25 protein-coding genes and 2 pseudogenes are annotated in these 19,787 nt (G+C 42.8%); 9 read left to right on the forward strand and 18 right to left on the reverse strand.

Going from position 1 to position 19,787, the window contains the following annotated elements; all coding sequences use genetic code 11:
- Window positions 1–7: 7 nt before the first annotated feature.
- From G9F75_RS10580 to cgeC, 12 genes are all read right to left on the reverse strand, one after another.
- Window positions 8–286 carry a YokU family protein gene (locus G9F75_RS10580; RefSeq protein WP_012117773.1) on the reverse strand — a complete coding sequence of 93 codons (279 nt, stop codon included), beginning with the start codon at window positions 284–286 and terminating at the stop codon, window positions 8–10.
- On the reverse strand, window positions 283–1,704 hold the full coding sequence (gene kamA, locus G9F75_RS10585) for a lysine 2,3-aminomutase (protein WP_167409095.1): 1,422 nt from the start codon (window positions 1,702–1,704) through the stop codon (window positions 283–285). Before kamA ends, G9F75_RS10580 begins: the two co-directional genes overlap by 4 nt.
- Entirely contained in the window at window positions 1,701–2,573 is an 873-nt protein-coding gene (gene ablB, locus G9F75_RS10590) for a putative beta-lysine N-acetyltransferase (protein ID WP_014418140.1), read from the reverse strand. Before ablB ends, kamA begins: the two co-directional genes overlap by 4 nt.
- Window positions 2,536–3,837: a peptidase gene (locus G9F75_RS10595; protein WP_017417986.1), complete on the reverse strand. Its 1,302-nt coding sequence runs from the start codon at window positions 3,835–3,837 to the stop codon at window positions 2,536–2,538. Before G9F75_RS10595 ends, ablB begins: the two co-directional genes overlap by 38 nt.
- A complete protein-coding gene (locus G9F75_RS10600) occupies window positions 3,809–4,504 on the reverse strand; it encodes a 3-oxoacid CoA-transferase subunit B (RefSeq protein ID WP_065180610.1) in 696 nt (231 codons plus the stop codon). The genes G9F75_RS10595 and G9F75_RS10600 overlap by 29 nt, the downstream gene beginning before the upstream one ends.
- On the reverse strand, window positions 4,489–5,178 hold the full coding sequence (locus G9F75_RS10605) for a CoA transferase subunit A (RefSeq protein ID WP_072177840.1): 690 nt from the start codon (window positions 5,176–5,178) through the stop codon (window positions 4,489–4,491). Before G9F75_RS10605 ends, G9F75_RS10600 begins: the two co-directional genes overlap by 16 nt.
- 6 nt (window positions 5,179–5,184) lie before the next feature.
- The gene (locus G9F75_RS10610) at window positions 5,185–6,516 is read right to left on the reverse strand and encodes an aspartate aminotransferase family protein (RefSeq protein WP_045511216.1); all 1,332 of its coding nucleotides are present in this window, start codon (window positions 6,514–6,516) and stop codon (window positions 5,185–5,187) included.
- 246 nt (window positions 6,517–6,762) lie between these two features.
- A complete protein-coding gene (locus G9F75_RS10615) occupies window positions 6,763–7,209 on the reverse strand; it encodes an AraC family transcriptional regulator (protein ID WP_029974271.1) in 447 nt (148 codons plus the stop codon).
- A gap of 137 nt (window positions 7,210–7,346) precedes the next feature.
- Window positions 7,347–7,493, reverse strand: coding sequence for a YjcZ family sporulation protein (locus G9F75_RS10620; RefSeq protein WP_014418145.1), 147 nt, complete (start codon window positions 7,491–7,493; stop codon window positions 7,347–7,349).
- 78 nt (window positions 7,494–7,571) lie between these two features.
- A complete protein-coding gene (locus tag G9F75_RS10625; RefSeq protein ID WP_017417993.1) occupies window positions 7,572–8,351 on the reverse strand; it encodes a GNAT family N-acetyltransferase in 780 nt (259 codons plus the stop codon).
- A gap of 38 nt (window positions 8,352–8,389) precedes the next feature.
- On the reverse strand, window positions 8,390–9,661 hold the full coding sequence (locus tag G9F75_RS10630; RefSeq protein WP_017417994.1) for a glycosyltransferase family 2 protein: 1,272 nt from the start codon (window positions 9,659–9,661) through the stop codon (window positions 8,390–8,392).
- A 64-nt stretch (window positions 9,662–9,725) separates the two neighbouring features.
- A complete protein-coding gene (gene cgeC, locus G9F75_RS10635) occupies window positions 9,726–10,025 on the reverse strand; it encodes a spore maturation protein CgeC (RefSeq protein ID WP_007407929.1) in 300 nt (99 codons plus the stop codon).
- 210 nt (window positions 10,026–10,235) lie between these two features.
- Between cgeC and G9F75_RS10640 the strand changes: the two genes are divergently transcribed.
- Window positions 10,236–10,667 (forward strand): hypothetical protein, encoded by a 432-nt coding sequence (locus G9F75_RS10640; RefSeq protein ID WP_014418148.1) that lies wholly within the window; start codon window positions 10,236–10,238, stop codon window positions 10,665–10,667.
- 6 nt (window positions 10,668–10,673) lie between these two features.
- Window positions 10,674–11,630 carry a CgeB family protein gene (locus G9F75_RS10645; protein ID WP_029974272.1) on the forward strand — a complete coding sequence of 319 codons (957 nt, stop codon included), beginning with the start codon at window positions 10,674–10,676 and terminating at the stop codon, window positions 11,628–11,630.
- A 51-nt stretch (window positions 11,631–11,681) separates the two neighbouring features.
- Here the strand turns inward: G9F75_RS10645 and phyC are convergent, their stop codons facing one another.
- Window positions 11,682–12,833, reverse strand: a complete 1,152-nt coding sequence (gene phyC / locus G9F75_RS10650) for a 3-phytase (RefSeq protein ID WP_014418150.1) — start codon at window positions 12,831–12,833, stop codon at window positions 11,682–11,684.
- 316 nt (window positions 12,834–13,149) lie between these two features.
- On the opposite strand from phyC, the gene G9F75_RS10655 reads away from it, so the two are divergent.
- Window positions 13,150–13,575, forward strand: coding sequence for an SDR family NAD(P)-dependent oxidoreductase (locus G9F75_RS10655; RefSeq protein WP_003153663.1), 426 nt, complete (start codon window positions 13,150–13,152; stop codon window positions 13,573–13,575).
- Between the two features lie 33 nt (window positions 13,576–13,608).
- On the opposite strand, the gene sprB is transcribed toward G9F75_RS10655, so the two are convergent.
- The 3 genes and pseudogenes from sprB to G9F75_RS10670 all read right to left on the reverse strand — a co-directional run bounded on the left by sprB (window position 13,609) and on the right by G9F75_RS10670 (window position 14,491).
- Window positions 13,609–13,785, reverse strand: coding sequence for a recombination directionality factor SprB (sprB, locus tag G9F75_RS10660; protein WP_007612049.1), 177 nt, complete (start codon window positions 13,783–13,785; stop codon window positions 13,609–13,611).
- A 2-nt stretch (window positions 13,786–13,787) separates the two neighbouring features.
- Window positions 13,788–13,961 (reverse strand): annotated as a pseudogene (locus G9F75_RS10665) (hypothetical protein); the annotation flags it as partial.
- A 185-nt stretch (window positions 13,962–14,146) separates the two neighbouring features.
- Entirely contained in the window at window positions 14,147–14,491 is a 345-nt protein-coding gene (locus G9F75_RS10670; protein WP_260399126.1) for a YobA family protein, read from the reverse strand.
- A gap of 465 nt (window positions 14,492–14,956) precedes the next feature.
- On the opposite strand from G9F75_RS10670, the gene G9F75_RS20090 reads away from it, so the two are divergent.
- Complete coding sequence (locus G9F75_RS20090; RefSeq protein ID WP_021493521.1) at window positions 14,957–15,193, forward strand: hypothetical protein; 237 nt, start codon at window positions 14,957–14,959, stop codon at window positions 15,191–15,193.
- 37 nt (window positions 15,194–15,230) lie between these two features.
- Here the strand turns inward: G9F75_RS20090 and G9F75_RS10680 are convergent, their stop codons facing one another.
- Window positions 15,231–15,701, reverse strand: a complete 471-nt coding sequence (locus tag G9F75_RS10680) for a hypothetical protein (protein WP_021493932.1) — start codon at window positions 15,699–15,701, stop codon at window positions 15,231–15,233.
- 346 nt (window positions 15,702–16,047) lie between these two features.
- Here G9F75_RS10680 and G9F75_RS10685 point away from each other — a divergent pair, with 346 nt between their 5' ends.
- The 4 genes and pseudogenes from G9F75_RS10685 (at window position 16,048) to G9F75_RS10695 (ending at window position 18,356) form a co-directional block, all read left to right on the forward strand.
- Window positions 16,048–16,476 carry a hypothetical protein gene (locus G9F75_RS10685; RefSeq protein WP_021493933.1) on the forward strand — a complete coding sequence of 143 codons (429 nt, stop codon included), beginning with the start codon at window positions 16,048–16,050 and terminating at the stop codon, window positions 16,474–16,476.
- A 74-nt stretch (window positions 16,477–16,550) separates the two neighbouring features.
- Entirely contained in the window at window positions 16,551–17,072 is a 522-nt protein-coding gene (locus G9F75_RS10690; RefSeq protein ID WP_021493934.1) for a hypothetical protein, read from the forward strand.
- A gap of 157 nt (window positions 17,073–17,229) precedes the next feature.
- Window positions 17,230–17,629: pseudogene (locus G9F75_RS20095) on the forward strand (ATP-dependent DNA ligase); the annotation flags it as partial.
- A 262-nt stretch (window positions 17,630–17,891) separates the two neighbouring features.
- Window positions 17,892–18,356: a hypothetical protein gene (locus G9F75_RS10695; protein ID WP_021493936.1), complete on the forward strand. Its 465-nt coding sequence runs from the start codon at window positions 17,892–17,894 to the stop codon at window positions 18,354–18,356.
- Window positions 18,357–18,534: 178 nt separating this feature from the next.
- Here G9F75_RS10695 and G9F75_RS10700 read toward each other — a convergent pair whose 3' ends face one another.
- Entirely contained in the window at window positions 18,535–18,831 is a 297-nt protein-coding gene (locus G9F75_RS10700) for a hypothetical protein (protein WP_021493937.1), read from the reverse strand.
- Between the two features lie 578 nt (window positions 18,832–19,409).
- Here G9F75_RS10700 and G9F75_RS10705 point away from each other — a divergent pair.
- Complete coding sequence (locus G9F75_RS10705) at window positions 19,410–19,784, forward strand: YoqO family protein (protein WP_095060707.1); 375 nt, start codon at window positions 19,410–19,412, stop codon at window positions 19,782–19,784.
- Window positions 19,785–19,787: the final 3 nt, after the last annotated feature.

Below are 19,787 nucleotides of genomic sequence, written 5' to 3' on the forward strand. Positions count from 1 at the left end.
AAGAAGACTAGGAGAAGTCAAAATAATTCCGTTTCAAGATCCGTTCTGTCTCCATCAGCTCTTGATATGTGAGTGTTTCCGGTAATTTTTTTGCATTGACTAAAAAAAGCTGATTTTCGATTTCTGCTATGACCGCTTCCTCCTGATAAGTCATGCCGCAGGAGGAACAGGCGAATGCAGGTGTTTCTGTAATTTCTATGGCCCTCGTACCGTCAGGAAGCTCCCAGTACACAGCCGCCTGACAAGCTGACGCCTTCTGATTGCCGCACCACTCGCATGGCTTCACGGCGATTCACCTCCGACTTCCGATCCTGCTTTTTGCTCTTTCTTTTGCTGTGCAATAAATTTCTTTTCTTTTAATTCATCTCTCTTTTCCCTGCGGTCTTTCAGCGTTTCATGATCAGGATTTGATGTAAACGTTTTCCTCCTGTCGATCCTCGATACATTTTCCGGTGTCAACGAAACCTCTTTGTCCGCGAAAATGGCGCTCAGTCCGACCGGCTCTTGTTTAGCCATCGTTCCCGGAAAAACAGATTCAAAATAGTCGTCGGCTTGATTCGGGATATAGTTTTCCGGCTCGGGATAAGATGTAATCACCCCTTCGAAGTTTCTGATCACAACTTTCTCCGGACTTTGGGAGAGCAAGTAGTTCGGCTGCAGGGCGATTTTACCGCCTCCGCCCGGGGCGTCGACGACAAAGGTCGGCACGGCAAAGCCCGTTGTGTGGCCCCTCAGTCCTTCAATGATTTCCAGCCCTTTTGACACAGGCGCTCTGAAATGGCCGATTCCCTCTGACAAATCACATTGGTAAATATAATACGGACGCACGCGGATTTTCACTAAATCATGCATGAGTTTTTTCATAATCGGCACCGAATCGTTAATGCCTGCTAAAATAACGGCCTGGTTACCGACCGGAACACCTGCGTTAACGAGCTTTTCACACGCCGCAACCGATTCTTCCGTCAGTTCGATGCTCGTATTAAAATGAGTGTTCAGCCAGACCGGATGATATTTTTTCAAAATCTGACAAAGGTTATCCGTTATCCGCTGCGGAAATACGACGGGCGCTCTCGTTCCGATCCGGATAATTTCAAGGTGGGGAATGTCACGCAGGTTTTTCAAAATATATTCCAGAATCTGATCGTTGATTAAAAGCCCGTCTCCGCCGGAAATCAGGCAGTCACGGATTTCCAGCGTTTCCCGGATGTAAGCGATTGCCGCATCAAGCTGTTTTTTCGGCACCCCCATTCCGATCTGTCCGGAAAAACGCCTTCTTGTGCAGTATCGGCAATACATCGAGCATTGATTTGTCACCAGAAAAAGAACGCGGTCGGGATAGCGGTGCGTAAGACCGGGAACCGGTGAATCTTCATCTTCAAACAGCGGATCTTCAAGGTCATATTTCGTTTTGTGCATTTCTTCTGACAGCGGCACGGACTGCATGCGGATCGGACATCTCGGGTTATCGGGATCCATTAAAGAAGCATAATAAGGCGTAATGTTCAGGGGAATGGTTTTTACAGACATCCTGACGCCTTCTTCTTCCTCTTCGGTCAAATGAATGACTTTTTTCAGGTCATCGACGGTTCTTACAGTATGGGTGAGCTGCCACAGCCAATCATTCCACTTTTCTTCCGGCACATCTTTCCACAATTCAATCTCCTTCCAATGACGCTTTGGCTGAAACCATTTGTTTGTCAAACGAATTCCTCCTTATGAATGGCCAAACGTAAAGTCTTGCACCATATATTCATATTTTCGAGCCCTTCTGAAATGCGGCAGTTGTTCACAAGCCTGCCTCTGTAGCCGTATCCCGCATGGTACAAAACGGCATTCATCCCGTAAGACGCTGCACGGGCCAAGGAAAAAAGATGAATGATTCCCCGGCCAGCGAGTTCCTGCTCCAACGCTTTAAACAAGTGTGCTGTTACGGAGTTCCCCCTGTAATCTGACAGAACCGCGCAATCGGTCATTTCAGCGTGCCCCAATACCGGATTGATATCTGCGCTTGCCGCCCCAATGAGACGATCCTGATCAAATGCGGCATAATAGATGGTGTTTTCTCTCATTGTTTTTTTAATATAAAGGGGATTAAAGACAGGAGTCGGATAGGTAAGAAAAACATGTTTATATAAGTGCGATAAGCGGTCTGCATCATCTTCGTCCGCTTTTCTGAACATCAGCGCGCTTTCAGTCTGAGTCAGTCCCCGCTGCGGTGTCTCATATAAACGGTCAACAGTCGAATCTTCTGATACATATGAATCTGACCGTCTCCGTTCCTCTGATAAATAGCGCACCATCACAACAGCCTCATGCCCGTTGTAATACCCGTCTATGACACCCTCAACAATAAAAAGATGCTTGACAAATTCCGGCTCATCGCCGCGCTTAGCAAAGAAAATTACCTTTTGGGCTCCTTCTTGCTTTGCTTCTGCCAAAACGGCCGGAATAAGCGCCGTAATCTGCCCGTCATAACGAATGACTCTGAGCCGCTCATTGAAACGGTCTGCATCAATCTCAGCCGCCCCCTTTTCAGCCCTCAGTTCCTTTATCAGCTCCGTCACCCCCATCTGCCACCCCGCACCATTCCATCATAAAAAGAGAAATGATTTTGACGGCATCGATTAACGCCCGGATTTCAATGTATTCATTCGCCTGATGCGCCGCCTTGACTTCTCCCGGACCGAAGACGATGACCGGCGTCTGTCCCGCGTGCTGCAAAAGCCCTCCGTCCGTTCCCCACGGGGACGCTTCACGAACCGGTTTTGCCCCTTTCATTTTCTCAAAAGATGATTCCAGAGCGGAAATCAGCGGATGCTCATCCGGGAGATCATTCGGAAGCCACTGAGCCCCAAACCATTCTATTTCCGCGGGGTGGTGTTTAAACCATTCATCCCGGTACTCCAAATCTTTCAGCCAGCTTGCCAATTCTTCTTTTACTGCTTCCGGCGTTTCATTCGGCGCTATTCCGCACCTGCCTTCTATCACCACACGGTCAGCTACCGATGATGGCCACGTTCCCCCTTGGACGGTGCCGATATTAATGGGAACCGGAATCGGAACGTCCCGATAAAGCGGGTCTGTGATACGGGCGTTGCGGACGTGTTCAAGCTCTTTAAGGGCTGTGATGACATGCAGGCTTTTTTCAATGGCGCTCACCCCTTCATAGCGGGTGCCGCCGTGTGCGGACAATCCTCTTACCGTAATGCGGAACCACATAGATCCTTGCTGCTTAACAAACAGCTTTAAATTAGTCGGTTCCGGAATAAGCGCCCCGTCAGCCTTGTAGCCCCTCATAACAGCCGACAGCGTTCCCGCGCCGCCGCACTCTTCATCTACGACACTTTGAAACAGAACATCTCCTTTTAACGTAATCCCGCAGGCTTCAAGCGCTTCTAACGCAAACAAGAGGGCTGTATTGCCGCCCTTCATATCCGTTGAACCGCGGCCGTAAACTTTGCCGTCCTTTTCAACAGCGGTAAACGGTTCATACGTCCATGCGGCGGGATTTCCTTCCGGGACAACATCAATATGTCCGTTCAGTATCAGTGATCTTCCGCCCCCGGCCCCTTTTTTTACGGCTGTGATATTCGGGCTTTCATGGAAATTTTCGCGTTCCGATACAAAATAAGGATGCTCTTTCAAATGTTTGACACTCGGCTCCCATACATCAATATCCATGTCAAACTGTCTCAGTTTTTCTAAAACGACTGCCTGTGCGTTAAATTCATGGCCGAACGTGCTTTTTTCCCCGATCAGCCGTTTCAGCAGGCTTACCGCTTTTGCTGTGTTTTCTTCCGCCCACTCAGTGACTTTCTTTTCTAATTGATCCATGGACAGACCCCCTTTTAAGAAAACATTCTCCCAATCTGATTTCGGCATCCGTTGTTTGAATGACATCGTCTATGGTCGTGCCATTCAGCAGTTCCTCAAGAACAAAAGCCCCATCATCTATGCTGATGACGGCTTTCTCTGTAATGATGAGATCTGCACAGCCCGCTGCTGTAAGCGGCAACGAACAGCTTTCGACCAGCTTCGGCCGGCCTTTCTGATCGGTGTGGCTCATGACGACAACCACTTTTTTTGCGCCTTGGGCAAGCTCCATCGCCCCGCCCATTCCGGGCACTTTTTTCCCCGGCACGAGCCAATTGGCGAGATCACCTGTCCTGCTGACTTGGAGCGCGCCTAAAATGGTAATATCTATCAGCCCTTTTCTGATCATGGCAAAAGACAGAGCTGAATCAAAATAGGAAGCACCCTTAACTGTACTGACAGGAAATCCGGCCGCATTGCATAAAAGCTCATCCTCCTCTCCGCGCTCCGGACTTCCGCCGATCCCCAGGACGCCGTTTTCCGCCTGCAGCATTACCTCCATGCCGTCCGGCAGAAAATTCGGCACTAAAGAAGGAATGCCGATCCCCAAGTTGACGATCATTCCTGAGGTAACTTCACTGGCGGCCCGCCTCGCGATACTCTCTCTTTCCGCTATTCCCAAGCCCATCTCCACTTCACTCCTTCACTTTGCACGACACCCTCCACGAAAACGCCCGGCGTTACAATATGCTCGCTGTCAAGTTCGCCGGCAGGCACAATCTCTGCAGCCTCAGCAAATGTTCTTTCGGCCGCCGCAGCCATCAGAGGGTTCATGTTGCGCGCCGTTTTGTCAAACGTCAGATTCCCAAATTCATCAGCAGTATGTGCGGACACAAAAGCGAAATCAGCCGTCAGCGCTTTTTCAACTAAATAGGACTTTCCGTCAATCGTTACGGTTTCTTTGTTTTCACAAACGGTTGCGTTATCAATGCCGATATCAGTTAAAATACCGCCTAGCCCCGCTCCGCCTGCGCGAATCCGTTCAGCAAGCGTCCCTTGCGGCGAAAATTCCACCTCAAGCGTTCCGTCAGTCATTTGCCTGCCCGCGACAGGATTTGAGCCGATATGGGAAGCGATCAGCCTTTTTACCCGTTTATGAACGATAAGCGGGCCGATGCCGATTTCCGGAAATCCGGCATCATTGCAGATGACGGTCAGCTCTTTAACGCCGCTTTCCAAAATCGCTTCGATTAATGACGGAGGTGAACCCACTCCCCCAAAACCGCCGAACATGATGACAGATTCGTCCTTGACATCGGCAATTGCTTCATGAATATCGGTTTTTTTATGAAAAATAGACATATCAGCTCAATCCTTCTTCATCATTTTTTCAACTTCTTCTGCGGCCTGGGAAAATAGATCTGACAGCTCATCCAGCTCAGCATATGAAATCGTGAACGGCGGGGCGATGATGACGGCGTCTCCTTCCCCGCTGTCAATACCGGGCTTTGCAGGGTAAATAAGCAGGCCCCGTTTTTTTGCCGCTTTAATGATTTTTTCGGTGAAGGCCTGTTTTTTCGAAAAAACGTCCTTCGTCGTTTTATCCTTAACGAATTCAACCCCGATCAGGAGGCCTTTACCGCGGACATCCCCAATCACCCCGCTGCGCTCTTTGATTTCTTCTAATTTCCGTTTCAGCATTACGCCTTTTTCCTCTGACTGCCGAAGCAGCTCGTGTTTCTTAACATAGCGAAGCACTTCAAGCGCCGCTCTTGCACAGTATGGGTTGGCGCTGTACGTATGTCCGCTCATAATGACCCCGGAGCCCCGCTTGATCGTTTCAATGATGTCATCAGACGCAACAGCTGCCGCTATCGGAGCGTAACCGGCGCCTAACCCTTTTCCGAGCACCGCGATATCAGGTGCGATCCCCCAATGCTCAGAAGCAAGCATCCGCCCTGTTCTCCCGAGCCCCGTCATGACTTCATCCGCGATAAACAAAATACCGTGCCGGCGGCAGACATCCTCAAGCGCTTCATAATAACCTGCCGGCGGAGTGATGGCCGCCCCGGCTGCTCCGACAATCGGCTCTGCGACAAATCCCGCGATAAATGAGGAACCGACCCGCTGAACAGCCGTTTCCAGTTCAGCTGCCGCAGCCTTCACAAATTCCTCTCCCTGCAGCTCAGAACGATACATATTAGGCGCTGAAACGGCCGGAAACCGTTCGAGCAGTTGGGTGAAGCGATATCTCCGTTCGTAGAACCCCGATAATGAAAGCGCTCCCAAAGTAATACCGTGATAACTGCCCCATCTTGATAGAAAGACGGATTTTTGGTATTGCCCTTTTTCCTGCCAATATTGAACGGCTATTTTCATCGCTGTTTCGACTGCCTCTGAGCCGCTGTTTACAAAAAATGACCAATTCAGCCCGCCCGGCAGATGATCGGCCAGGAATAAAGCCAGTTCTTCTGCCGGAGTACTGGTGAATTGCGAGCGATACACAAACGAAACGGAGTCAAGCTGCTCTTTTAAAGCTTGTATAATATCCTCCGTGCCGTGGCCGATATTGCAAGTGACCGCCCCCGATGCTCCGTCAAGATACTTGTTCCCCTCCTGATCATACACATATGATCCCTTTCCATGACTGACTGACGGATAATTCCCGTCAAGCTCCGGTTTGATTAAATAGCTCCCCATATCTTTCCACCTCGAAAACCCATTTGCTTCATTGTATGAACAGATGAATAACCGCATTCTTATCCTTCAGAAAGTTTTTTGCAGAAAATACCTTTCTGTAAAACAGGCTGCCGGAGATGTCCGACAGCCTGAAGAGCGTTCTGGAAATTCTATTCCTATTGTTGATTTTATTCTTTGCTCAGCTCATCATCACATCATTTTTGATCTGAATCAGTATAAGCAGAAAGCGGAAAATTCCCGTCTTCTTTACTGTATGGGAATCAATATTTCACACAAATGATGATTCACCTTTTGTAAAGTATACCTTTCGATAATGGGCTGTTCTCTGATTGATAAATTATTTTTTTCGATCTCAGAAAAAACAGTGTTCCAAAATCCACTGACTGCCTCTTTTGTATGATCAAGCAAGAAAACAGCGTACTTCCCTCCGGAAAATGTACCGATCCGGGCTGGTTCAGGCACATGGTCTTGATTGATAACAAGACAAACATCATAGCGGCATTTCTCTTTAGGAGTACGATTCGGATGATCTTGCGGAATTCCTAAAATGACATAATGATCAAGCAGACCATTCAATTGCGCCCAGTTTTTAAATGACTCCATCAGTTCTTTGTTTTGCTTTCCGCCATACTCTCCGACGTTTCGGAAATAAGCAATTCTTGATTCAGGTAATTCTTCAATCGTTATGTCCACATTTTCGCCCCCTTCTCCAGAAAGGTAATATGTATTAAAATGTTTTTCAAGCTGATTTTTCAGCATGGAAATAACAAAAAGCCTGCAGAAAGTGATGTTCTCTGCAGGCTGATTTTCATTATAGGATTTTTTTCAGTCTAACAAATAAAAGCCGCACCGACGATGATTAATAAAATAAACAATACCACAATCAGCACAAAAGTGCTGGTTCCGCCTCCGCAGCCGCCGTGCCCGTAACCATAGCCAAAACTGCCGCAGCCGTAGCCATATCCGTATCCGTACATACGCAAATCATCCTTTCTTCTTACGATATACGGCATTGTATGCGGGCCAACTCCCAATTGGTTTATGCGAATGCCCAACTATGTAAGAAAATAATGAAAAATTGTATGCACGCGCCGAAATCTTTTGAAGCCGAGTTTTTCATAAAAGCGGTTTACACCGTCCATCCCGGACGTCACAAGGTATACGGTTTCCATGCCGTTCAGCTTTGCCGCCGCCATCAGCTCATTCATCAATATCGATCCGTAGCCTTTTCGTTGGAATTGATCCAGAATTGCGACTTCTTCTATTTTTGCGGTTTTATCTGCTTTGTTGATGAAAAGCTCTCCGCAGCCGATCGGAATCGTTTGTGAGGCATCGCTGTAGCACACGACAAGCATAACCGTTCCGTCCTTATACAAAGGATATTTCCGCTCAAGCTTTTGTTCGGCCGCCGCCTCGCCAATGTAAAGGGCATCATAGATGTTCATAATAGACGACCCGTCGGCGAGGCTTTTTTCCGTTCCCCAAGCAGTGAGCGGGTGTCCGGCCTGCAGGTCCCCATTTTCCAGTTTCCTTGCAAAAAACAGCTCATCTTCCACTACGCAGCCCTGCTTTACCAGAGTTTGTTTCAGAAGAAGCGGAAACGTGTGCTCCGGAGCCGCTTTCACATGAATATAATTGGCTTGAAGCATGCCCGGAACGGACGAAAAAAACGGCAGGAGTTTGTCTAACGGAAATGTATGGTGCAGCTGAATAAAGTTATGCGAAAAAATCTGCGGCAAAAAAGGGTCCGTATATACACTGAAATGCTCGAACCTCTGAATGCCGGAAGTAAGCTCTATATACTGCTTCTCGGTTTTATCAAATTGATCGGTCATAAAAGCTCTCCTTTTCCTTACACATCCAACTGCATCTCTCAACCTTTTGTTATATTGAGATTTCTCATAATTTCATCGTACACCGGATAGAACGGCATTCCAATTGGTAATTGTTTAATTTGCTGAAAGGAAATGGGTATCGCCTTCTGATTCGCAAAAAAGCGTTTCGCTACGTCATGACTGATCGGATGGAGAACCCCTCTCAAATAAACATAAAATTCCCGTTCAATGCGAAACAGCATTCTCCCGGGCAGATGTTGAATACAGCCCGATGTCCCCCGGCTGATCGGCGGACCGTCCGGAAACGCTTGTATTTCGTCCCGTTCTAAAGCCGGGATGTCATGCCGTTTAAATCGGTAAAAGCGAAATGCGCTATGATCAACCAGCCTTTTCTCCCCGTCTTCTATAAAATAAACATGAAACTGATCCCTGACGAGCTGAAAATTCGGAATACTGACGGAGTTCTCTTCCTCATATTGAAATAAAAACGGATCCGGAATGACGACGGTTCGCCCTTCATATAACGTATGCCAGCGCTCGTTTACAGGCTTCCTTTTATTTCGGTCAAGCTGATATACTTTCTGATCCGTCCCCTTTACAAAGGACCCGTCGATCAGGACAGACGGAAGCGATTGATACGTGTTCTGAAATGAGTGGGGTGTTTTATAGGTCGTATCCAACACTTCTTTTATCGGCAGAAATGATGTAAATGTGTTGAGCCTGCTCCAAAAAACAGAGTCTCCGTGATTCCAATGCATAACATCTTCGTCCCAAAAGCTGCCGAACTTCTCTTTCACACGCTCAAGCAATGATCTCCGGTGCATCACCGAACAGTGATCAACGAGAAAAGCGGCCTGATCAAGCACCTCTTCAGCAAAACGATAGAAGTGGAATTGTTCTGTTCCGCGCCCGTTTACATGTATCACCTTCTGGCTGGAATAGACGGCATCAAACCCGCTGCATTGATTAAGAACTTCCGCCATGCGGCTGAGCCTATCCGGATGAAATACGGTGTCGTCTGTCAAATAAGTGATGTATTCGCCTTTAGCCCGTGAAAGCGCATCATTAATCAAAACGGCATACCGGGTCGACTTCAGCCGTTCGGCAGGATTGATAAAACTGTTGTCATAATATATGCGAGGATCTTTTATATACGTACTGATGGCAGCCGAAGTTTCTTCATTTGAATGATCATCCATCACAAACAGCTCCCAATTGCTGTAGGTCTGATGCAAAACACTTTCAATCGCCTGTTTCACAAGATCCGGTTTGTTGTAACTCGTTAAGATAATTGAGATCTTCTTTTCCATCCCATCACCCCTTCTGTAAAACGTAAAAAACGGCTCCGAAAGAGACAGAGCCTGATATCCGTTATTAAAAAGCACCCCAGCTGACGATGCTTGAAATCGCGACGTTTGATCTCGTATTATTGAGCGGATTTTGAAAAACGGCCAAATCTGACAGCACTTCTTTGACAATTACGTTTTGCAGTGTGCTGCCGTTAATCAGATTGACGCGTGATACAGGAACCCCAAGCTCTTTTGCCATTACAAGCTGACGCCGCAAATCTGAATGATCTCCGGACGGCTGACGGGATAACAAAAGAAGAAGAAGCAGTACGAGCTGAAATTCCTCCTCAAAACCCCCGTGTTTTACAGTTTCTTCTGAATCCAAAGTATTCCTCTCCTTCATTTTTTAATCTATACAACGTATGTCATACTCTTACAATCCGCATAGGCAAACAAAGCCTGATTCGAAAATTCAGCTGTTTGATTAAATATTGAAAAAAACACAAGCAAAACGGCATTCGACTTATACCAATCTCTTCAATCAGGAATATGAATAAACGTGAGGTTGAAATTGTTAAAGGAGGTGTATGTTCGCATGAGCGAGGATCGTTTGGAGCTTAAAAAGGAGTTATTGAAAACTCTTTTAGCCCCTGTATTTGACAACAGCGCTTTATCTGGCGGCACAGATGGAGGAGATAATGTGGAAAACAAAGTAAAAGATTTATTGGAATCGGCAATTGATGCAAAAGTAGATGAAGCAGCGGCGAAAGACAGTCTCAGCGCACAATCTGTATTGGGAAGCGGTATTTCATTAGCGGCGAGATGGATTTTTGCAAGAATTCAGCCCGGCACTGTCATCAGCATTGTGATGGATTCAGGAGACATGATCGGCCCGGTTCAATTTGTTGCCTTTGACGAAATTCACGGAATCGTTTTTGTTACGCAGGAAAATTCCGTTACACCGGCAGGCTCTGCTACAACATTGCTTGACGTCGACAAAGTTGAAAGTGTCACGTTCACTTCGTAACAGCATATGAACGTTTTATATATCCGTTCAGGATATAAAGGCATATACACGTATTTTGACCGCTGGATCGAGGAAGGCTTTTTACAGTCTTCCGTCCGCTTTTTTTCTGTTTCTGAGTTTGAGGAAGATACCATCCGCAGTATACGGGCATTCAAACCAGACATCAGTCTGATGATGACGGGAGACCGTATTCCGTCTGAATGGCTTCAATGGCTGAAGACAGAACAGATTCCCGTTTATCTATGGATGACGGAGGATCCTTTTTATTTCGATGTGAGCATGACAATCGCCCCTTTCGCCGATGCCGTTTTGACGATAGAACAAAACGCGCTTGATGCTTACCGGCAAATGGGCTTACAGCACGTATATTATGTCCCGATCCCCGTTAATCAGCGGCTTTTTAAGAAACAACCTGCTGAAGCCTCTCTTCACACAAATCTGCTTCTGATCGGATACCCTTACCCGAACCGCGTTGAACTGGTGAAAGCAGCGGCGAAGCTTCCGTATACGCTTCGTATTATCGGGAAGGGATGGCGCAGACATCTGCCTAAAAAAATCGCCAGGCAGCAAAATGTGCTCGTAATGGATGAATGGATTGAACCCGAACATGCCGCATTATATTACAACAGCGCAGACGTGGTCTTAAACCCTCACCGTTCTTATCGGTTTGCGCTCAATCAGAACGGACGCGGCATCGAAAATATCAGTTTAAATACGAGGAGCTTAGACATTGCGGCTTGTCAGGCCTTTCAGCTGACAGACCTTTCTTCCGCGCCCCCGTTTTCATCCTTTGTTTCTTACAGCGGGCTTGCGGATTTTGCGGATAAGATCCATTTTTATATGACAAACCCGGGTGAACGTAAACAAATCGCGGCGCTTAATTACCAAGAGACAGTACCGGCGTACACGTATGACCGGCTGCCGGCTGTGCTTGCGGCTATCCGTTCCAGGACTTTCTCATGAAACGCTCTTCACATCAAAAAAAGCAGCTTTGATAAGCTGCTTTTTTCATGTTTATTTTCCGCTTCTGTCAGTCAGTTTTCTCGGGTCAACCTGTTTATTGACCTGCGGGTGAAAGCCGATTTTATCGGCGATTCTTTCCCAAGGCACCATTTTAAAATTTTGATTCACTTTTTGGCCGTGATCTATATTTTCTCCATCCTGTGCGACAAAAAGGCCGAACGGATATTCAGGCCCCAGCCCGAAACCCAGAACGTCAATTCCGTCTGTATCGCTTGTGCCGTCTGTTTCAGGCCCGTCTGTTATCTGAAAGTCCGCAACATATTTGTTCTGTCCCTGTCTTTCATAAATCGCGTAGCTGCTGTTACCCTGGCTTGATGCAAGCAGATAACCTTTCCCGTCAGCAGCGTAGTAAATCGTCAGTCCTTCAATATCAGGGGTTAAATGCCTGCCGTCGGCACGATCGATAACCGTTCCGTTACTGCCGCCGTCCGGCTCAGCGCTGAACTTCCAGATGGCCTCATCTTCTTCTGCGATATAAAGACTGCCGTATTCATCGTCTGCTGCCATCCCTTCTGTCTGAGAATTCATTTTAAACGCCCTTACCTTTTTGCCGGATATGTATCCATTTTTATCCGCATTTAATTCGTATTGTTCAAATTCGCCTTCTTTCCCTGTCACCATCGCGTAATATTTTCCTGTTTTTTGACTGTGGTACAAGCTGAAACCGTATACTTCATCAATTGCTGATGCAATCGGGCGGTCTGGATCTGTAATGCTTTGTAATGTGCCGTTTTTCCCGTCAATGGCGTAAATCTCAATGGTATTCTTTCCTTCAGACCGATTGGATGCCGCCGCAATATCGACTTTTTTTCCGTTCAACGGAAAATCATAGCGGATATCAACATTGTTCAGCTTCCCGGTATGATAGGAATGAAGCGTCTTTCCCTCTAGGCTGTACACGACTAAGCCTGATTTTTTATTGGTTGTGATCAATTTGCTGTTCTGAGGATTCTTGGGGTCCAGCCAAATCGCAGGATCATCAGCTGCATCACCGGCTGTATCAACCGGCTCCGTTTCCGCCGCCGCATTCACGGTAAAGTGATAAGGATCAGACAGCTTATGCTTGGCCTGGGAAGAAACCGCACCGCATGTGAGCATCAATCCGGCTGCCGCGGTTAACAAAAGTGTTTTTGAATGATTCATTTTCCTTCCTCCTTTTAATGAACGTTCACTTTAATTGTAAAATACATACAGGAAGTTCAGTGTTAAGTTTTTGTGAAGATTGTCCGCATGTGAGAATTTACGGAGAGAAAAAATTGACGTGAGCAAATATTTAAAATGAATATTTAGTACAATGTTTTATTTGTGATTTCTATTCTATTAATCGGATAAAGCGATATGAAAGCGCATCAGATTAATGTTTTTCTCTAATTTTTGATTTATTGGTTTCTTTCATTAACTCGCTGAAATTGTTCAACATATGATGCATGGTAGAGAAACGAGAGTTGGAGGATAAGCCATGCCTAAACAGCAAGCAGTAGAGCTACAACCGTTTTTTCACGATAAAACTGTTCTCGTCACAGGCGGGACAGGATCAATCGGAAGCCAAATAGTAAAACGCCTTTTGCTCTTAACCCCTAAAGAAGTCATTGTGTTCAGCAAAGATGACAGTAAACAATATGTAATGAAACAAAAATACGCGGATGAACAAAGACTGTCGTTTGTGCTCGGCGATGTTCGTGACTACAGAAGAGTCAACCAAGTGATGAAAGGTGTTGATATTGTCTTTCACACAGCTGCGCTGAAGCAGGTTCCGACATGTGAGGATAATCCCTTTGAAGCCATTCAAACCAACCTTATCGGCGGACAAAATGTCGCAGAAGCCGCTTTGCTGCAAGAGGTGACGCATGTGATTAATATCAGTACCGATAAAGCCGTTTATTAAGATACTTACTACAAACCAATCAAAAAAAGAAGTCTACTCTGCACTCCTTTCCAAAGCAGCCTCCAATAAATGCTGAGCAAATTGTTTATAAAATTCATCTAAGTCATTACTCGCTTCATCCTGATCTATATAGCGGATACTGTAATTATCTTTATGGACAACCTTTATTGTTTTCTTCTTTAATTCCTCATAACGTTGGTAAGGTTCCAAAACTACACCCCCGCTTTCACAGGAGTATTATATGTATGTAATGGTTCGTCTCTTGACTGTTCTTTCTTTATCAAAGCCTCGCAAGCTTGTTCAAATGTATGGTTAACTTTTTTCTTTATCCAGCGTTCAGTACCGATCTCTTCGCATATAAATATGGGAATGCTGGCTTTATTCAAGGTGCCCAGTAATTCAAAATGTGTTCTTGACATATGCCTTCTCTGCACCTGAGTCAACAATCGTCAAATAAATCTCGGGGCAGGAATAAGCCACCGCGAATGAGGTGAGGTTTGAAGACATTAATTTCTGTTCAATATGCCGCTTCAGTTTTGCAGCGGCATTCCTAGGAATGAAAGAATATGAACTAAATACTTTCAAACTTTGAGATGTTTGTTTTTGGAGGTGAAGATTCATTTAATTTTTTATACCAAATACGAATTTTTTGTCCTTTGCTCAAGTCATCTTTATTGTTAAGTTCACTAAGTCCCAGTAAAACTATATCCGATCTATACTTTTCAATAATCTCTTTTTCACTAAGATTTTCATAGTCTTTAACATCAGCTTTTTCATTAGGTATGAGAATTGCTTGATTCTCTCCTTTTAAAATGACATAGCCGACCATGGTTTGCTCAGCCTCCATAAAATGTTTGTTATGTTGGTTTTGACACCCTAATGTTATACATAACAAAATTAACAGCATTATAAACACTCTATACAAGTTCAAACCGCCCTTCTTGCATATTTGTAACAAGGATAAAACACTGTTTTAGGAAATGACAGACTAAAACGCCTCATGTTTATGAATTTAAACAAATTCCCCCTGGACAAATGGAACACGGCGAGGTCTTCACCATTATAGAACCGCACAATTGCATCATGAAATATTCCATTGGCTGATCAACCACATCACCTTCTTTAAGCGATCTAATGTTTAGGTAAGGTCTGACTTATAAGTCTATCTAGCCTTTCCGCTTAATCATTTTGCTTATCTATAAGCAGTTTAAATGTACTAAGGATTTGTACAGTTTTTCAGACATGTTCAGCTTGTCCTTGAAATGCCGGATTACTTTATCTTGTTCTTTACTTAAAATGTTTATCATTTAATCATATGCTGACTTAATATAATGTTTAAGTGTTTTTATATGGGGAGAATATGTGTAAGGAGGCGGTTTATTTGAAAAACGATCAGAAAATAACACTAAACTCTTCTTTTGCGTTATCCACTCTTATTGTCTTACTTATTGCATTGTACCCGTCCTATTCTTCTTGGTTTGTCACAATATTCTTTTTAGGGTTTGCACTAATTTACACATTTGAAAAAAATAAGAGTAAATCCTCAAAATTAATTGCCATTATCTCTTATCCATTGTTTGTTGTAGCATTAGTTTACAGCATAATAAACAGCATATAATAATCCTCCCACCTAAGGGAGGATTATTTTTTATCCATTACATTTCAACAACTTTTGGGCCACCTTTGTCTGTGATGATAAAGCTGTCACTCCCGATTTTTTTCTTTCGATCCTTATCTTCATAAATCGTTACATGGTGCTTTGTCATGAGAGTTGCCCCTGCCATCTTAAATTCCTGCTTATCCTTAAAGTAAACAATTTTATATTCACCTAGAATAATCATGTTAGCTAGTCCAGCTAAATAAGAAGACCATCCCCCTGTAGGCAAATTTAATGCAAATCCTAATGTTTGAACGACTGCAGCAGTTGAATACTTGTCAAACTTGGTATCGCCGTATGTAGTTCCGGCATCTTGCCAATCATCCGCAGTTGTCGAAAAACCTGGGCTCTTAATATTTGAGGCGGTCTTAAGTACATTGATTGGTTGGTGGTAGACATTGCTTTCAGTATCATTCCTACTTTGATTTAGCTCTTTTGCATTTACTCCTACTCCAAAATCACAAAGCAAACCACTTCAGTAAAATTCCAATCTTGTCAATGGTGTTTCTCAAACCTAATTCCCCCTCTGAGTGTTTTAATGATATTACACTCAGACGTTACCCTGAAAATATTTGTTTTTGTTAAAACTACAGTTTTATTGAATCTTCTCCACGGCATAAAATGGGCATCCCCAATGAGACTTTCGGTTCTTTTTTAAAAAAGTTGTGTCTCGTATAATAACAAAAGTATGTTTTTAAAATTCTTGTTCCTTCTTTTATAACTGAAAATTTTTAGGTAATATATTGATTTTATTACAAATATCCAATATAGTTGTAAATATATTAAACTAATGGTTATTTAAGGATGGTGAAGAAATGAAGAAAAAACTTATTTCATTTATCATGGTGTTCACGTTGACTGTGCTGGCTATATCAGTTGTTTCTCCTGGCTATGCAAGTGCAGCAGAAAGTAAAAAAGCACCTGTAGTTCAAAATAGCGTACAGGCTCCTTTAGCTTCAAATTCTGAAGTACATACACAGGGCATTCCTTTCGCTAAACAAATATTAGTAAAAGCACTTAGGGTTGGTGGCCCCGCTTTAGGAAACCTTATTAAAAAGATCCCATATAAATGGGCTCAAAAAGCTGGTGATGCTTGTTCTAAGTGGGGACACAAAGCGGCGGACGTTATAGATGAACTTACAAATTTCGGAGAAACAGCTGTTACTGTGGCCTTAGTGAAAGCCGGAATTCCATTAGCTGATGCACAGTTAATTGCGAAGGTTGTTGTGTTCTTTTTGGTATAACTATACATTAAAAACAAGAGAGTGAGGCTTACAACCTTCACTCTTTTGTTTTAATTAGGTAAGGAGAGATCACCATGAATCTGCTTGTTATGACGTTATCAATTTATCTTTTATCTCTCATCGTCTTTTTTATTTTTATGTACAGAGGAGAAAAGAAAGAAGCTGCAGAAAAAAACACAAATGAAAAATTTTTATTATCTACAGTAATAGGAGCTTTGGTTTTATCACTCATTCCTACTGCAGTCATAATGGTGATAATCTTATTTGCAACAGGATCAGCAAATGTGCTTGTAAGCTTCTTTGAATTAGAAATAGAATTTAAACAGATTGTTATAACAAGTGTGTGTATGGTTGTTTATTCTTTTACTTTTGATAATATTTTTGTGGCTGTTGGAAGGCATCTCATTGGGGATAACTTCTTCAAGTTTATATTTGCCTCATTGTTTAGGTTTTTATTCATTTATATAGTGGGTATCTTATGTTCAATTGGGAACAGCGACAATTTTAAATTATCATTAGGATTAACTTTATTTTTTCTTTTGTTAGAATGTATTTTCCCTAAAAAGTCTGATCGTGCCCAGAATTTAAAATCTTAAGGACGGGCATTTGGTGAGAACATAATGCATATTAATGTTCAAAAAGATAAAGCAGGCTTAATGTCTGCTTTATTTAATTAAAATCCCTCTTCATACAGTGCTTTCTCTAAGAAATTCAGCCCCTAAAGCTCACACTGAACCTTCCAGCTTTATACTTCGTCACAACAATAAAGTAACAAACAAGTTCCCAGAACTCTCGAATCTTGATATGCTCAATGGTACTGTTGTTTTTGCAGCCCAAGGTGGTGTTCCTGACTTTGAGACTGTAATGGGACGCTTTATGTCTAAAAAATCTGCCCATAAGGTCGTTTACTGTGTAGTCGATGTAATTTATATTAATGGGCATTCAATTGCTAATAAGCCGCTCACTGAACGAAAAAACATGCTTTTAGACATTAACCTTGAACATTACAATGTATTTGTTATTGAAGGTCTGCAGGGAAACGGTTTAGCTTACTTTAAGCTACCAAAGAAAAGCATCTTGAAGGAATCGTATTAAAAAAGCTAACTCCCCATATGAGATTAATAAACATTCTTATAGCTGGCTGAAAGTGATTATAGATTTAAGGACTACATGGAACTCCGCATACATTCCTTTGAATCTTGGAGAGTATAATCTCTCCATTACATAACTCCTTAATGCTTAGCCTTTTAAAGTCAAGTACGTAATACAATAAGTTATCCAAATCGTTTAGCTGTAATTCACCAAAATGCTCTTCATATTTTGTGACAGATTCATTCCAGTTTGAATAAACCTATTGACCTCCTAAAATTAAATGTTATTATTTACTTTAATTTACAAATAAAGGAGTGTTTAATTTGGAAAAGTTGTTTAGTTTTATTATTTGCACCATGGTGGCCATTCTTTCTCTGAGCATTGCCACTGCCGCATCTGCTGAGACCGACAATTCTAGGTTTTCAACTAAGCTTACTAGCTCTGTCGAAGGTGAATTTAAAGCTTTTGGTCTTAACCCTCCTAATTCAAATAGCGTTGTAAATCTTACGAAAAACAAATTGACATTCGCTGGACAAGCAACTGGCAATACATTATATTCAAACAGTTATTTTCAAGGCAAATCTACGATAAGCTATTCAATTACAAACAATATTGGAACTAAACTAACTGTGAAAGTTTGGAATGATTCCGACTGGATTTTTGCTACTGAAACACTAACTGTAAATGCTAATGGTACAGCTACAGGAACAATAAAAAATCTAGATGCCAATGCGCTTTACTATCTATCTTTCTCTGCTCCGAGCGACTTTTCTGGCTATGTTCAATAAAACGTAATTTAGCAGCTCCATTCGTGGGGCTTTTTTGTATTCGTTAAAAACTATCGTAAGACAGAAATGGATTATTTGTAAAAATTACGATATATTGGTAATACAATCGAATATTCAAGGCTGCTCCCACACAAAAAACAAGTCTAGATAAAATCCTTCTTCTTTTATCTAGACTTGTTCAGCTCTCTCCAACATTTAAAAGAAATTTTGCCTCAATTAGTTTGGCATTGTAGTCTTCAACTTCTTTCTTTGTGCTGCCCAATTTATCAAAAGCTACTCGCCAATCACCATTATGAATTCTGATAAAAGATTTAATCCTCAAGCCATCAAAACAAACATCTAAAATTATCCTGTTGCCTGAAGTGCCATCAATTTTGCTAAAGACAGCTTCTTTATTGTCACCAGCATAAAGCACCTCTTTAATTGATTCATTGGTAAAGTACTCAGTTTCCTTGGTTGCTACATAGGTTTTCATTTCTTCTTCTTACTCCGTTTAAAATCATGATTTCATCTTCACGTCCTAGTGATCTTAAGTCCTTTCTCTATATATACGCAGAGCTGTATTATGAGTTCACACAGTATTTAGTGAAATGTATTTGATATCAATCACTTCAATATTAATTAACTCTGCTTTTATGAAACCATTTAATAGCCTATCAATTTCAACAATTCACCATTGCAATATTCATCTTGGAATAGCGGTATTTTAATCATTGTCTAACCCTTCCTTTAATGAACTGCTTTCGTTTAACTTTCGGAAAACATATTAATCTGCTAACATTAATAGCTCATCGACTTTATCATTGTATTCACCATATTCACCAGAGTCCCATTCAACACCTACAGAACCTCGAATTGTCGTCCACAATATAATTCCCAATTCTTCATTCTCAAAAACCTTACTTGCTCCCCTTTTTGACAACCGAGCATATTTCAACCTCTTTCTTAAAATAATCACATTTTAAGTTAACTTTAAACTGCATTATGTTGAGAATATCACCTTTAATTGGTAAGCTGACATCTAAGTCATACTTATACAAAGCAGGTGATATATTGAACAAAATAATCGGAATGACCGGATTAATTATCTCCTTACTTGTGCAAGGGTTTTCAGCAAGTGATTCATTGACTCATAAGATCGCCATGGCTTGTCTATTTTTGTTCTTATTGGTTTATAATTTTAACCATACTAAGGAGTTCTCTAAAAAGTCTCTGGCGATTATAGGCACTTCCTTTATTGTGCTAATGCTTGGTATTTATCAATTGCTCTCTTTTACTGGTGATTACTTTGAAAGTCGCGGTTTAAATTTTGGATTTATCCTCTTACTTGAAATTGTTTTAGTTATTGGATTAGTGACTGCTGCGCTGAATTTAATTAAGCATATTGCAGACCGCTTAAGGAAAACACCTGATGGTAAAGAGCGTTGACTC

It is taken from the genome of Bacillus sp. EKM208B (assembly GCF_011800725.1).
In the GTDB taxonomy this organism is placed as follows: domain Bacteria; phylum Bacillota; class Bacilli; order Bacillales; family Bacillaceae; genus Bacillus; species Bacillus velezensis.

Bases quoted from the DNA above. Each gene is read 5' to 3' on its own strand.
- ablB (WP_014418140.1), bottom strand. From the start codon at position 2,573: ATGGGGGTGACGGAGCTGATAAAGGAACTGAGGGCTGAAAAGGGGGCG.
- G9F75_RS10595 (WP_017417986.1), bottom strand. From the start codon at position 3,837: ATGGATCAATTAGAAAAGAAAGTCACTGAGTGGGCGGAAGAAAACACA.
- G9F75_RS10600 (WP_065180610.1), bottom strand. From the start codon at position 4,504: ATGGGCTTGGGAATAGCGGAAAGAGAGAGTATCGCGAGGCGGGCCGCC.
- G9F75_RS10605 (WP_072177840.1), bottom strand. From the start codon at position 5,178: ATGTCTATTTTTCATAAAAAAACCGATATTCATGAAGCAATTGCCGAT.
- G9F75_RS10610 (WP_045511216.1), bottom strand. From the start codon at position 6,516: ATGGGGAGCTATTTAATCAAACCGGAGCTTGACGGGAATTATCCGTCA.
- G9F75_RS10620 (WP_014418145.1), bottom strand. From the start codon at position 7,493: ATGTACGGATACGGATATGGCTACGGCTGCGGCAGTTTTGGCTATGGT.
- G9F75_RS10625 (WP_017417993.1), bottom strand. From the start codon at position 8,351: ATGACCGATCAATTTGATAAAACCGAGAAGCAGTATATAGAGCTTACT.
- G9F75_RS10630 (WP_017417994.1), bottom strand. From the start codon at position 9,661: ATGGAAAAGAAGATCTCAATTATCTTAACGAGTTACAACAAACCGGAT.
- G9F75_RS10640 (WP_014418148.1), top strand. From the start codon at position 10,236: ATGAGCGAGGATCGTTTGGAGCTTAAAAAGGAGTTATTGAAAACTCTT.
- G9F75_RS10645 (WP_029974272.1), top strand. From the start codon at position 10,674: ATGAACGTTTTATATATCCGTTCAGGATATAAAGGCATATACACGTAT.
- phyC (WP_014418150.1), bottom strand. From the start codon at position 12,833: ATGAATCATTCAAAAACACTTTTGTTAACCGCGGCAGCCGGATTGATG.
- G9F75_RS10655 (WP_003153663.1), top strand. From the start codon at position 13,150: ATGCCTAAACAGCAAGCAGTAGAGCTACAACCGTTTTTTCACGATAAA.
- G9F75_RS10685 (WP_021493933.1), top strand. From the start codon at position 16,048: ATGAAGAAAAAACTTATTTCATTTATCATGGTGTTCACGTTGACTGTG.
- G9F75_RS10690 (WP_021493934.1), top strand. From the start codon at position 16,551: ATGAATCTGCTTGTTATGACGTTATCAATTTATCTTTTATCTCTCATC.
- G9F75_RS10700 (WP_021493937.1), bottom strand. From the start codon at position 18,831: ATGAAAACCTATGTAGCAACCAAGGAAACTGAGTACTTTACCAATGAA.